General features: G+C 64.6%; 11 protein-coding genes. 3 read left to right on the plus strand and 8 right to left on the minus strand.

What is annotated here, in order from left to right; all coding sequences use genetic code 11:
• Window positions 1–2 precede the first annotated feature (2 nt).
• Window positions 3–1,655 (minus strand): ABC transporter substrate-binding protein, encoded by a 1,653-nt coding sequence (locus AAYO93_RS11415; protein WP_345761311.1) that lies wholly within the window; start codon window positions 1,653–1,655, stop codon window positions 3–5.
• Between the two features lie 237 nt (window positions 1,656–1,892).
• Between AAYO93_RS11415 and AAYO93_RS11420 the strand changes: the two genes are divergently transcribed.
• Both AAYO93_RS11420 and AAYO93_RS11425 read left to right on the plus strand, forming a co-directional pair.
• Window positions 1,893–2,282: a hypothetical protein gene (locus AAYO93_RS11420; RefSeq protein WP_345761312.1), complete on the plus strand. Its 390-nt coding sequence runs from the start codon at window positions 1,893–1,895 to the stop codon at window positions 2,280–2,282.
• Window positions 2,283–2,355: 73 nt separating this feature from the next.
• On the plus strand, window positions 2,356–2,742 hold the full coding sequence (locus AAYO93_RS11425) for a VOC family protein (RefSeq protein ID WP_345761313.1): 387 nt from the start codon (window positions 2,356–2,358) through the stop codon (window positions 2,740–2,742).
• A 20-nt stretch (window positions 2,743–2,762) separates the two neighbouring features.
• Here the strand turns inward: AAYO93_RS11425 and AAYO93_RS11430 are convergent, their stop codons facing one another.
• The 3 genes from AAYO93_RS11430 to AAYO93_RS11440 are packed head-to-tail and all read right to left on the minus strand — an operon-like array spanning window position 2,763 to window position 5,442.
• Window positions 2,763–3,581, minus strand: a complete 819-nt coding sequence (locus tag AAYO93_RS11430) for a glycoside hydrolase family 16 protein (protein WP_345761314.1) — start codon at window positions 3,579–3,581, stop codon at window positions 2,763–2,765.
• Between the two features lie 56 nt (window positions 3,582–3,637).
• Window positions 3,638–4,558, minus strand: a complete 921-nt coding sequence (locus AAYO93_RS11435; RefSeq protein ID WP_345761315.1) for a serine hydrolase — start codon at window positions 4,556–4,558, stop codon at window positions 3,638–3,640.
• Window positions 4,555–5,442: a LysR family transcriptional regulator gene (locus AAYO93_RS11440; protein ID WP_345761316.1), complete on the minus strand. Its 888-nt coding sequence runs from the start codon at window positions 5,440–5,442 to the stop codon at window positions 4,555–4,557. Before AAYO93_RS11440 ends, AAYO93_RS11435 begins: the two co-directional genes overlap by 4 nt.
• A 127-nt stretch (window positions 5,443–5,569) precedes the next feature.
• Between AAYO93_RS11440 and AAYO93_RS11445 the strand changes: the two genes are divergently transcribed.
• Entirely contained in the window at window positions 5,570–7,981 is a 2,412-nt protein-coding gene (locus AAYO93_RS11445) for a transglycosylase domain-containing protein (protein WP_345761318.1), read from the plus strand.
• A gap of 13 nt (window positions 7,982–7,994) precedes the next feature.
• Here the strand turns inward: AAYO93_RS11445 and AAYO93_RS11450 are convergent, their stop codons facing one another.
• The 4 genes from AAYO93_RS11450 to AAYO93_RS11465 all read right to left on the minus strand — a co-directional run bounded on the left by AAYO93_RS11450 (window position 7,995) and on the right by AAYO93_RS11465 (window position 13,159).
• Complete coding sequence (locus AAYO93_RS11450; protein WP_345761319.1) at window positions 7,995–9,413, minus strand: hypothetical protein; 1,419 nt, start codon at window positions 9,411–9,413, stop codon at window positions 7,995–7,997.
• Window positions 9,414–9,579: 166 nt separating this feature from the next.
• Complete coding sequence (locus tag AAYO93_RS11455; RefSeq protein WP_345761320.1) at window positions 9,580–9,879, minus strand: hypothetical protein; 300 nt, start codon at window positions 9,877–9,879, stop codon at window positions 9,580–9,582.
• A gap of 36 nt (window positions 9,880–9,915) precedes the next feature.
• Window positions 9,916–11,349 carry a DUF1254 domain-containing protein gene (locus AAYO93_RS11460; RefSeq protein ID WP_345761321.1) on the minus strand — a complete coding sequence of 478 codons (1,434 nt, stop codon included), beginning with the start codon at window positions 11,347–11,349 and terminating at the stop codon, window positions 9,916–9,918.
• A 124-nt stretch (window positions 11,350–11,473) separates the two neighbouring features.
• Window positions 11,474–13,159 (minus strand): hypothetical protein, encoded by a 1,686-nt coding sequence (locus AAYO93_RS11465; RefSeq protein WP_345761322.1) that lies wholly within the window; start codon window positions 13,157–13,159, stop codon window positions 11,474–11,476.
• Window positions 13,160–13,693: the final 534 nt, after the last annotated feature.

Consider the following 13,693-nt stretch of genomic DNA (forward strand, 5'->3'; position numbering starts at 1 on the left):
GCTCACTTGCCGAGCGTCACCGTCATGTAGTCCGGGTAGGCCGGGAACGACGGGATGAAGAAGTTCTGCACGTTCGAACCGCGCAGGAAGGACTGCTTCGCGTACGACAGCGGCACGACAGGTGCGTCTTCCATGATCTTCTTGTCAGCCTGGGCCCAGAGGTCCTGTGCCTTCGACTGGTCGGTCTCAGCGGTCGCCTGGTCGATCAGGGCGTCGACCGCCGGGCTCGAGTAGTGCGACACGTTGTAGGCGCCGTTACCGATCTGGCTGGAGGCGAACAACGGCTGGATGTTGCTGTTGGCGCTCGGGAAGTCGGGCTGCCAGCTGAACAGGACCAAGTCGAAGTCACCGGCGTTCGCGCTGGCGTCGGTGTAGAAGGAGTTCTGGTCCTCGGGCTTGAGGGTGACCTTGATTCCGCTGCGCTCGATGCCCTGCTGAATAGCCTGCGCCTGGGCGAGCGACGACGAGTCATTCTGCACGAGGAATGTCAGGTTGAGGTTGCTGACGCCGGTCGACTTGGCGAGCAGCTCCTTCGCCTTCGCGACATCGCCATCCGCTCCCGCCGGGTACAGGTTGAACTGCTTGCGCCCTGCGATACCGGGAGTGATCATGGTCGTCGCCGGGATTCCGGCGTCGGCGCCACCGGACGCGATGAGGAAGGCCTTCTTGTCGACGGAATACTCGAGCGACTGGCGCACCGAGAGCTGCTTGAGGGCGCCACGCTGGGTGTTCATCGCGAGGTAGCTGATCGGGCCGGCCTGCGACGTGGCCAGGCGTGCCTTCGCACTCGGGTTGTTCTTGACCTGAGCGAGCTCTGCAGCACCGAGGAACTGGGCGCCGAAACCGCTCTTCGTCTCACCGGTGTCGGAGATCAGGCTCTGAACGGTCGTCGATTGGTTCTGGCTCTCCTTGAACACGACCGAGTCCGGGCCGGCCGTGCGAACACTGTCGGTCTTCGAGCTCCAGTACTTGTTGCGCACGAGAGTCAGCGCGGTGCCGTCCTGGTTCGCCTTCACCTGGTACGGGCCGGAGGCGACGGGGGTGTTCCCGTACGTGGTCGGGTTGTCCTTCGCCTTGGGCACCGGGGTGAAGGCGGGCATGGAGACGATCCACGGCCAGTCGCCGTAGGAGGCGTTCAGGTGGAAGACGATGGTCTTCGAGTCCGGCGTCGCGATGGATGCGAGGTCTCCACCGGTGTACGGGCCCTTGTAGTCGGCACCGCCGACGAGCAGCGTCTTGTGGTAGCCGAGGCCGCCGGTGAGCTGGTCGGAGAACGACCGCTCGACGCCGTACTTGATGTCCTGGCTGGTGATCGGGGTGCCGTCCTGGAACTTCAGGCCGTCCTTCAGCGTGTAGGTCCAGGTCTTGCCGCCGTCGCTCTGCGTACCGGTGTTGGTCGCAAGGTCGGGAACGACCTTCGCGGCCTGGCCCGGCTTGACCTCCCACGTCGTGAGACGACGCTCGATGAGGCTGAGCGTGGTCGTCGCCAGGTTCTGGCTCTTCGCGGGGTCGAGGTTGATCTGGGTCGCGGGAGTCAGGATCGTCAGCGTCCCGCCTTTCGCTGAGCCTGAAGAGGAGGAGGGGGTGCTGCTGCACCCCGCGAGAAGTATGGCAACGGCAGCGGCAACAGCCGCGGCCTTCGTCAGGTTTCGCATGTGTCGGTGGATCTCTCTCACTTGTGATTCGGGCGCGACCATACGGTCTTCTGCAGCGCGCTGTGATTGCAGTCGGGACTTCCAGTATCGTCGGCGTCCGGCCGCCCTCAAATTCGTGTCACGGACTGTGACGCCTCTGGGTCGAACCGCGCGGGCGTGCGCGGTATTCCGAGACTCTTTCCCGGGTCTGTCACGGTTCCTGTACGCAGGTACATGTTGGGCGCGTAACGTCCGAACATGACCGACATGACCGGCAGTTTGACGACCCACGCCATCGCCCAGGGGATTCGCGACGACCGGGAGAAGGCGACGCGGGCACGATGGGCGGCAAGCCAGCCGGCGACGTGGAACGAATCGACCGTGGTACCGATACCCGCTGCTCTGCGCGGGCCGGCTTCGCCCATCCGCCGCGAGACGCGAGCAGCGATCTACGAGGCGAAGAAATTCATCGAGACGCTTCAGCACGAGAACCTCGGTCAGCTTCCACCGAACCTTTTCAATGCGCTTCGCGCGATTCATGACGCGATCGAGCTGGTCGCAGACGACCTGGATGGGCGTGCCGCCTCCCCCGTTGACTCGGGTGACACAGTCGGCGGCTTCTGGTCGAATCGGCAGCGCGTCGGCTGAGCGTAGGCGCGTTGAGCACCCCCGAATGTGAGCGTACGGTGGGCGCATTCCCGTTGTACGAAAGGGGCACGCCGTGGCATTCGGCGAAGTGATTCCGTACCTGTACTACGAAGACGCGGACGCCGCACTCGACTGGCTCGAACGGGTGCTCGAGTTCGGGCCGTCGACCCGCTGGCGCCTGGGTGGACCGTCGACCAAGGAAGCCGACATCCTCGTCGGCGACAACCGAGTGTCGGTCACGGGTCGTCCGCCACGCATCGGTCAGGGCGCCGGCGCGCTCCTCATCGTCCATGTCGACGACATCGTTGCGTACCGCGCGCGGGTCGCGGAAGCAGACGGCAACACCCCCCTCAGCGCCGTCCAGCAGCAGCCGTACGGGCCCCTGACCTTCACCGTCGTCGACCCGTGGGGCTATCGCTGGAACTTCTGGCAAGGCGAGTCGTACCCGCCGACCGATTAGGGATTGCGACTCCCTGCCCCTCAGAGATCAGCGGTGGCGCGGATCCAGTCGACCGCGAGTTCGGGGACGAGGTCACCATCAGTGCCGTCGCTCCATTCGGGGAAATCGAAGACCGCGAGCATCAGCTGAAGCGGATATCGCGGAAGCGTACGACTGCGGTGGTGTTCGACGCCGTCGATCAAGAACGTGGCGTCTTCCTTTCTCCAGACCACCGCGTAGTCGTGAAATCGTGTCGGATCGATGCTCACGCGGGGCGTCGCGAAGTCTTCGACCAGTTCGGGGTCGCGGAATGGATGCACCCCCATACCCACCTCAACGGTGACCGTGTCGGAGTCGTTGCCGATGGACCGACCGAAGATCTCGGCCACGCAGATCTCCCCGCACCGTTGAGGCTCATCCTCGAAACCAACGAGCCACAGTGCGGCCATCGAACGCGGCGAGAGGGTCATGGCGGCGCGCATCTCGACTCGCCCGCCGGTCACGAGCAGTCCCCGGAACGAGTCCTGTTCTTCCATGACCGTCGGGTGGCCCGCGAACGGTTGCTGGCCGATCGTGCTCCCGAGAGGGCCGGAGAAGGTCCCTGACTGCATGCCTGAAACACGGATCGGAGGTTGGTGCAGCCCTTCGCACCAGATGTTGTGATCGATGGGAACATCCAGAACAAGCAGCGAGTCCGCCACCCGATAGCTGGCTGCCGTCTTCGCCCTGGAACTCCACTGCGGGAGATAGTGCGGAAACCAGATCTTCTCGTCGAGTGCCGGTCCGTCGAAGTCGTCCACGAAGGAATCGCTGTCTGTGGATGCGCCCCGCTGGTTCATCCCGCTGTCCGTTCGCCTCACGCCGCCTTTCGCTCACACACTAGACCGTGTCGCTCGACCGCGACCATGCCTATCCCTCAGCGGTCCGCACTCACTCCTTCGTCGCGAAGGAAGTCGTGGAGAATTCGCGCCGCCCGGCCCATGAGCGCCTCCGCAGCGGGCTGTTGCGGGCTCGGCACACGGGACTCGGTGAGGGCAGCGATTGCGAATGTCGGACCATCGCGATGTTCGACGACGCCGATCTCATGGCGGAGGTTGAGGACGGTTCCGGTTTTGGAAGACCACAGCGACGCTTCGGAGCCGAAGTCCGGTGCGAGACGCTGCCGAAACAGGTTTGCGCCCATCAGTTCCCGTACGCGACCGGCGACGCTGGCGTCGATTCGCGCCGGGCGCCAGAGGGCATCGAGGAGGTCGACGAGGGCACGTGCGGTGGAGACGCTTGCCACAGAGGTATTGAGCTGCGGAAGTCGGTGCCCATGACCATCGGTCGCCCCGAGGATTGCGAGTTCGTAGGCGAGATGCATTTCCTCGGCCGGCAGTCTCTCTGCGAGCGTTTCGGCCAGCTCTCCGGCGCTGTGCCGCACGGCTATCCCGTGCACGTCGAGCTCGGCCAGGATGCTGACGACCTCCTGCGGAGGAGTGAGTTCGAAAAGAGCGTCGGCCGCGGCGCCATCGCTGAGCGAGGTGCTGAGATAGAGCAGGTCCTCGATGGCGACGGTTGCCGCGTGCCGGAACCGGCTGATCCCTGTCGGTCCGGGGGTGGTTATCAGACCGGGGGCGACGACGACCGGCGTCGAACCGTCGAGCTCGCCCCGCCGCATCCGCTCGAGTGTCGCGACCGCCAGCGGAACCTTGACGACGGATGCGATGGGGTACGTGTCCTCGGGGTCGATTCCGATCTCTTCGCCGGTGTCCAGATCACGGACGAGAAAGGACCCGCGCAGGCCGCCGTCGTCAAGCATCAGGCGGACGTCGTCCATGACCGCGCGTTCTCTCATGCGGCGTCTCCGGCTCTCGTCGCGTGAAGGCACTGCGATATCGCGTCGCCGAGGATGTTGTGGATGCGGTTGGCGTCGACAAGGTCCTTCGCGGCGAGGTCAAAGCCGCGCACCAGCCGTAGGTCGCCGAACGGCTGCCAGGCCAGCCCGAGCCGGTCGGCCTCCTCTCTCGCGCACAAGAGAAGGTCCCGGCCTGCATAGACCTCTGCAACGGCGGTCGTGGTCGACTGCGTGACCTCCAGCTGAGCAGGTGCGAGTCCGTGGCTGTCGCGCAGTCGGGTGATTCGGTCGCGAATTCCCGGGACATCGTCCTCGGCCTGGATCCAGATCCGCGGTGGTGTCGCGGTGTCGGTCCGGCCGCGCCTGATCGTGTCGAAGAAGAACGGAGCACCAGTCCGACCGCGTACGCTCGCGACACCCAACGGCACCGACCACGTCGCCTCGGCGGGTGTCGCAGGCACGAGAGCGACGTGTACCTCCGCCGATCGAACCTGCTCGATTCGCTCGTCAGCGTCTGCCGTGACGACATCGATCCGCAAGCCCTTCAGGCGCGCATCCGCCACCAGCCGCGCGAGGTCGCCCACCTCCAGCCCCGACGGCAGCGACAGCCGCAGGGTGAGCGACCTGGCTCGTTCCGCATCCGCATCCAGGTTCACCGCCATGCGAACCAGGCGCTTCGCAGAGGGCAACATCGCACGCCCGAACGGCGTCAGAGTCGCCTTTCGGGAGCTTCGATCGAACAGCAGGTCACCGAGCCGCCCCTCCAGCGCCGCTATCCTCCGACTGGCCACCGATTGCGGCACCCGAGCGGCAGCGGCACCGACAGTGAAACTTCCACGCTCGCTCACGTTCACGAACGCCACGCAGGCTGCCACCAGGTCCATAGTCAGCAACCTTATGCCAAAACGGCATGAGAACCGGCGTTGGCGTCTTGGACAACATCAATCGCCCTGTCGAACATGGAACGATGACAGCCTCCCCCGTCGTGAATTCCTTCAATGAGGTCCGACCGTGAGCCGCTGGGCGGCGCTCGGCGCGTTCGTCGGCGCGAGTGCCGTCGCCGGTCTCCTGGTCACCGTCGCCGTCACTCCCGCGATCGCTGTCGCTGGAATGGCCACGAAGGGCAGCATCAGCGCCTTCGAAGGCCTCCCCGAATACCTGAAGATCGACCAACTCGCACAGCCGACCACGATCTACGCGAAGAAGGGCGATGCAGAAGTCACCCTCGCCACCTTCTACGCGCAAGACCGTCTCCCCGTGAAATTCGACCAGATCTCCCAGGCGGCCAAGGATGCGGCCATTGCAGGCGAAGACCCGCGGTTCTACGCGCACGGGGGAATCGACGTTCAAGGCACCGCACGCGGTGTCTTGTCCACGCTTGTAGGCAACCACGTCCAGGGCGGTTCCTCCATCACCCAGCAGTACGTGAAGAACGTCCTGCTCCAGAAGTGTGAAGCGATGACTGTCAAAACAGATGCCGACAAGACCAAATATCGGAACTGTGTCGACGACTCCACCGGCGTCTCCCCCGAACGCAAAGCCAGGGAGATGAGATATGCCATCGGTCTCGAGAAGAAATACTCCAAAGCCACAATCCTCGACGGCTACCTGAACATCGCCGGATTCGGCGGCACGGTCTACGGCATCGAAGCCGCGGCCCGCTACTACTTCAGCACTACCGCGGCCCAGCTGACGCCCGCGCAGGCCGCCAGCCTGATCGCGATCGTCAACGAACCGACGTCGCTGAAGCTCGACGACCCGACGAGTCCGACGAATGGAAAGGCCAACGGATACGCCGCCAACAAAGAGCGTCGCGACTACATCCTGGACAAGATGTACCAGTACAAGAAGCTGACCAAGCAGCAGTACGACGAAGCTCTCACGACGCCGATCACGCCCAAGATCACACCATCGGTTCGCGGCTGCCAGACAGCGGGCGGGGCAGCGTACTTCTGCGACTACGTTCAGCGGATCATCCTCAACGACCCGAAATTCGGGGCAACCGACGACGACCGCGCGGCCAACTTCAACCGCGGCGGCTACAAGATCTTCACGACTCTCGACACGGACCTCCAGGACACAGCCGAGCAGACACTCGACTCGTATGTGCCGAAGACCTACGCAGAGGCAAACCTCGGAGGCGCCCTCGTCGGCGTGCAGCCGGGAACCGGTCGGGTTCTCTACATGGCCCAGAACAAGCAGTACAGCCAGGACCCTGCCGTCCTGGACTCCGGGGCCCAGTACACCTCGATCAACTACAACACCGACGAACGATACGGCGGCTCCGGTGGATTCCAGGTCGGATCGACCTACAAGGCTTTCACCCTCGCCGAGTGGCTGAAACAAGGCCACACGCTCAACGAGACAGTCAATGCGGACATCCGCACCTACGACCAGTCGACCTTCACCGACAGCTGCGGGGGCCCCTGGGTCGGCCCATGGAAGCCCACGAACGACAGCGCCGGCGAAGAAGGCATCCAGAGCGCGCTCAGCGCGACCGCGGCATCCATCAACACCGCCTACGTCGCGATGGCCCGCCAACTCGACCTGTGCGATATCCGCAACGATGCCGAGGCCTTCGGCGTCCACCCTGCCACCGGCGGACACCTCGACACCAACCCCGCCAGCGTGCTCGGGACCAACAACGTGGCGCCCCTCACAATGGCAACAGCGTTCGCCGCAATCGCTGACGGGGGCACCGTCTGCACCCCGATCGCCATCGACAAGATCACCGACGCCAACAACCGGAGCATCCCCGCACCGACCACCACGTGCACCCAGGCCGTCACCCCGCAGATCGCCGCCGCCATGGCCTATGCCCTTGAACGGGTGACCACCTACGGCACCGCTGCAGGCATGAACCCGACGGGCACAGACATGCTGGCCAAAACCGGGACGACTGACGGCAATCAGCAGCTCTGGCTCGTCGCAGCGACAACGAAAGTCGCCGGCGCCTACTGGGTGGGCAACATCGACGGCCATGCGGACATGCGAACGATCTACCCGACCCACGGCACCACACCCGCGTTGGCCCGAACCGCAGTGATGCGCAATGTCATGGCGGCAGCCGTCGCGAAATACGGAGGCGACAGCTTCCCCGCGCCTTCCGCCTCCTCCGTCGTCGGAGCGCGGATCACTCTTCCCGACCTCACCGGGCAGACTCCCGACAGTGCCAAAGCAACGCTCAGTGCACTGGGACTGGGCTACCAGGACGGCGGCATGCGGGCGGGCGACCAGCCGGCGGGCGCCGTGCAGTCCACCTCCCCCAGCGCCGACAGCGCGGTCAACAGGGGCGACACCATCACCGTCTACCTGAGCTCAGGCCCGAGCCCGAAGCCCGCGCCGGCTCCCTCCGGCAAGCCCCGACCTGGTCCTACCGCTCCGGCGCCGACGGCCGGGCCACCGTCTGAAACCGGGCGGTAGACCGGCCGACGCGCTATCGGCTCAGGGTGCTGTGCAGATCCTGGCCCGTCGCCTTCTGGTAGGCCTTGAAGCTGGAGTATGTCTGCCCCAGCCATCCGAATGAGACGTTCGTCGTCCCACTTATCGCGAAGGTGTTGTGGTCGCTGACGTTGTGTCCGCTGACCTTGTCCGCGTCCGCTCGGTCCACGGTCCCGAGGACCGCACCCGCATCGTTGGTGGCAGTGACCGTGTTGTTCTGGAACACGTTGTCATGGGCGTAGAACTGAATGAGTATCTCGGGCGAGCCATCGTTCAGCTTGTTATTGTTGCGCAAGGTATTGCCGATGAACGTGTTGTCAAAGGATTGACCGGTCTTGACATCGCCGCAGTCGCTCGCGCCATCACAGTAGCCGCCGGTGGCGATCCCGACGTACAGGCTGTTGCTGATCGTGTTCGATCGCACCTCGACATGGTCCGCCGAACCACGCCCGTTCTCAGCTGCAACCTCGACACCGATGTCGTTACCCGTCACCACGTTGTTCCGAATGGCGATGTGCGCGCCGCCGTCGACATAGATGCCGTCGGCGCAATTGCACCACGTGCCGTCCTCCCAGTACGCAGGGTTGCCCTGCGATCGGATGTAGCTCACCTGGTTGCCCGAAATCACCCCGTTCCTGGCGCGATTGACATCGGTGTAGCGATCCGTGCCGGAGATCGTCGGTTCGTAGCCGATCGCATCGATTCCGATGTTGTTGTTGTCGTGGATGTCGTTGTTCGTGATCGACCATCCATCGACGTTCCCGTTCACGACGACGCTCTCACTTGCGCCGAGGCTCAGGTGGTCGACCGTATTGCCGCTGATCGTCAGGTCTCTGAGGGAATGGGCGGCGTTGTCGCCATACGCGGCGATCCCGTGGGCGTTGATGTCGAAGCTGCCGAGCGTCTGGTTGTCGTTGCCGAGATCATGCACGTGGTTGCCGCTGATGAGCAGGTGATCACCCGCTCCGTGGATGTAGATGCCGATCGGCATCGCGTTCAGCTGCTGCGACCGATAGTCGGTGATGTCCAGGCCGGTGAGCGCCACGTTCGAGCTGTTGTTGATGTTCACCATCGCGGATCGACCATCCGCCGGCTTGAACCGTGAGCCGTCGAGGATCACGTGCTCGTGATGATAGGCCTCGACGGTTATCTGGTTCACGCCGGTCAGATCGATCTTCTGGTAATAGCGCCCGCCACGGATGTCAACGGTTCCGCCGGCCGGGAGGCGTTTGACGGCCGCCTGGATCGTGGCGAGGGGTGAAGCAAGAGTCCCGGCAGCACTGTCGCTGCCATTGGCCGCAACGACGATCGTCTTCGACGTGGCGACTGCGGCAGTCGGCGCGGCGACGACCAGGCCGGCCACAGCAAGAGCGGCGAGCGACGATAGGAGGGTGGGACGGAGAGACGACAACATTGTGAATCCCATCTACGAATACCCCGCCTCGAGCAACCCTCTGGCGAAATGTGCCGGATCTACCGCGCGCGGCAGCCGGTTGGGCTCTTCGTAACAGTCGTGAAGTTACCACCCGATTCCACGCGGCGACACGAACGCGCAACTCGAGTGAGCGTTTGCGTGGCGCTCACAGTCCGAGCACGAACACCAGGGCGAGCGGTGTCGCCGCCGCTAAGAACTGGATTCCGAGCACGATTCCGGCGGGTGCCGGCGTCTTCGGCAGCCAGCGCACCGCGAAGACCACGACGAGCACGATCTCGACGAGCATCGTCACCTGGAAAATGTGTGCGGCGGTGTCTTCGTCCGACGTGCGTGGGACCTCGAACCAGCTGAGGTATGCGGCCATGAAGGTCAGCAGTGCCAGCGGCACGGCGATAGGCAGCCAGGCCGTGGGGTGGCGAAGGGTGCTCGCGATGGCGTGAGGCACGTTGCACCGCCGTCCTTGTGGCCGGGCTACGCCGGCTCAGTCAATCGGTTCGAGGTCGTTGAGACGCCACGTCTGGTCGAACCAGGGCTCGAGCGGTCCATAGATACGAACGATCGGGAACCACGATTTTCCGGGCAGTGTCTCGACCCAGTTCGACTCGCTGCCTTCCGGAGCGTCCGGACCGAAGTACAGGTCATACGATCCGTCGTCGTTCGCCTGGATCTTCCCATCGTTGCTCGCCACCGCCGGGTATGGGGTGGAAGGAACGATGAGCAGCGACCGAGTCTGCGTGTCATACACGTCGACCGACCAGAAGTTCTTTGCGGGAGGGTTCGGTTCGACGTGGAGCCGGTACGTGCGGGCACCATCGAGCAGATCGCCACCGGCGTCGTGCGCGGCATACGCGTATGCGGAACCGGCACCGACCTGAGCATGCGCCATGGCCGGAGTGATCACCGTCGCCAGGTAGTGGAACTGGGTTCTCGCATCCAGCAGCCGTGCGCCGTTACGCAGGAATTCGTAGCTGCCGCCGACGAACGCGTTCTTCCACGATCCATACAAGGTGGCATCCGGGTCGCGAGGAGCGTACGCGAGCACCCGCGCGATCGCGGCCCCCAGCGGCGCCGCCTTTCCCAGGATGGCGCGCATTCGCGCGTCGGGAGCAAATGGTTTGCCGTGCTCGATGCCGATGGACGCGAGCTGGCCCGCACGTTCGGCATCCAGTGCCTCGACCGGCTCCTCCTGGACGAGCGCGGCGACTTCCTCGAAGAAGCTGTAGTCGTTCGAGTGGATGGTGTTGAAGCGCCGCTCAGCAAGGTTGATGAATTCGTTCGGCGTCGGATCGTCCGCTTCGGACAGCGGGTAGATGCGCGTCTGCTTCATCGCCGGCACCCCACCCAGCGCCCGGAGGACGACGAAGTTCGTGAACGTCGGTGTTCGGAAGACGAAGTAGCCGTCGGGGACATCGCCGTCGTAGCCCGGCGGGAGAAAGAGGTACTTCCCGCCCTCGCCGCGGTCTGGTCCGGCGATGCCCATGTCGGTGACGTACCTGAACCAGAAATCGTCGACGACACAGAGCGACTGCGGTGGAGACTCGATCACCGTCGGACCCCACGCCTTCAGGTCGAGCATGACCGTGCCGTAGGTCGTCTCGGTGTTCGGCGTCAAGAACAGACTCCCCGAGTTGGCGCGAGGCTCGGTGATACCGATGGCCCGCAACGAGGTCATTCCGGCCGAGCGCAGACCGTTCCGGAACGCGACGAGCGAGGCGCCGGGAACAGCGTTCAGAAAGACCTCGATACCGCGCATCAGATCCAGCGCGTCATACGCCGTCTCGACAGTCTCGGCGACGGGAACGCCGTCGAAGAAGGTGAGGTCACCGAACGGCGACGCGACCGTGTCAGGCGTGCTCAAGGTCGCATTGGCCTCGTCGAACTCTTCTGGTGTCAGGCCCGGATGTGCGTCGCTCATGTGATTCCCCTCGATCGTTGCCTCCACTCTGGCAGGCGGTCCGATCGATGAGCAATGACCATAACGACCCGGTCCTCACCTCCGGTAAACGGAAGTGAGGACCGAAAGCCTGGCCGGGCGTGGTTTACGGATTGCCTGGCGTTTGGGGCCACGTCTCCAGTTGGTCGATCCAGCCGCCGAGGGAGTACCACCCGCTCCAGCCATTGCTGGGCGAGGTCTGCCACATGTGCCAGAGAGCGTCGTCGCCGCCACGGGCGAAGATCTCCATTCGGCCATCCGCGTTGGACGCGACCTTGAGCAGGTCGATCCAACCGCCGAGCGAATACCACCCGCTCCAGCCGTTGCTCGGAGCGGTCTGCCACATGTGCCACACAGCACCGTCGCCGCCACGAGCAAAGATCTCGAGCCGTCCGTCGGCGTTTCGGCCCATTTCCAGCCGGTCGATCCAGCCGCCGAGCGAGTACCAACCGCTCCAGCCGTTGTTGGGAGCTGTCTGCCACATATGCCACACAGCACCGTCGCCGCCACGCGCGAAGATCTCCAGCCGGCCATCAGCGTTTCGGGCCATGCTGATCAGGTCGATCCAGCCGCCGAGCGAATACCACCCGCTCCAGCCGTTGCTGGGCGCCGTCTGCCACATGTGCCAGATCGCACCGTCGCCACCACGAGCGAAGATCTCCAGCCGGCCGTCGGCGTTCTGCGCCACCTCCAGCATGTCGATCCAGCCGCCCATCGAATACCAGCCGCTCCAGCCGTTGCTCGGGGCCGTCTGCCACATATGCCAGAGGGCACCGTCGCCACCACGGGCGAAGATCTCGAGTCGGCCATCGGCGTTCTTGACGACATCCAGCCGGTCGATCCAGCCACCGAGCGAGTACCAGCCGCTCCAGCTTCCGCCGGGCGACGTCTCCCAGTTGTGCCACACGGCACCATCACCGCCACGCGCGAAGATCTCCAGCCGGCCATCGGCGTTCGTCGCGACCTTGATCAGATCGATCCAGCCGCCGAGCGAGTTCCAACCAGTCCAGCCGTTGTTCGGGGCCGTCTGCCACATGTGCCAGAGCGCCCCGTCGCTGCCACGCGCCGTCACGTGGATGCGTACGCCTTCCGACACGATAACGGTGGTCGGAACCCGCAGCCATGCCTCGTGAGTGATCGCTCGCATCGACGGCTCGTCGACGATACCGATGGTGTCCCAGGTGTACAGCGCGTAGCCCGGCTGGGAGCCGTCCACGCCGGCCGGCACGGTTACGCCGAGCTGTTGGGCAAGCCAGGTCATTGAGCCATAGCCACACAGCGCAACGCAGTGGTCCTCGTTCGAGTCGGCGTGCCATCCGGTCCCGAACCAGCCAGTGCGGCCCGTGTACGCGCCATCGATCTGGTCGGCGGCGACGCCGAGCTTCACCGGCCCCTGTGAGATGGCGTCCTTGAGGACGCCCGACTGGGTCCAATCGACCGACTGTTTGCCGCCGTCGTTGAACTTCTGGCCATCCTGATCGAAGCCGTCATTGACCATCCAGTCGAGAACCTGGTTGATATAGGCACCCTCCAGAACGCCGTGAGCGGTGGCCCAGTTGATGGCCTCTGCCTCGGTGATGAAGATTTCAGGCTGGTAGCAGGCTTTCGCGAAGGCCTCCTCAGCCGTCACGCAGTCGCCGTGGACATCGTTGCCCCACATCGAGAGTTGGGGCGGAATGACGATGTACTCCGGTGGCGCGCCCAAAAGACGGGCGGAGTACGGTGTGGCGGTTGCTAGCGCAGACCGCGGGGAAGGAAGCGCTCCGCGCTTCGGAGAGATCTTGTCGGGCATGGCGTGTTACTCCTGCCGATGATGGTGGATTACGTTGTCGGTGGTCGCGGCTCCGCATTGGGCCGCGGTGATCTGTCGTGCGGTGCTTAGCCGACCGCGCCAGAGGATGGTCGGGGCGGCGTTCCCGGAGTACCCACGCCGCCGCCAGCGCCCGATGACGAACTCGCCGCCGAGTCGCCGGAGGGCGGAGGAGGCGTGCCGGCCTTCCCCACATTGTCGGAGCTGGCCTGCTGCCCGCCGCCTCCGCCGGCCTGCGGTGGAGGCGGCGTACCGGGAGTTCCCTTAGTGCTGCCGTCGCCCGATTGCGAACCGGCAGCGGTGTCGCTGCCGCTCTCGGGCGGAGGAGGCGTACCTGGAGTTCCGATGCCTGAACCGGATTGCGCGTTTCCCGAGCCGGCCTTCTTGCCGGCGCCTGCGCTGCCCGGGGGCGGTGGTGGAGTGCCGGGGATACCCATATTGGCTTGCGTGTCGCTCACGATTGTTTCTCCTATCCCAGAGTCTGAACGGCCAGATTTTTCCGCAGAAGGTTCCGAA

Source organism: Diaminobutyricibacter sp. McL0608 (assembly GCF_039613825.1).
GTDB lineage: Bacteria > Actinomycetota > Actinomycetes > Actinomycetales > Microbacteriaceae > Diaminobutyricibacter.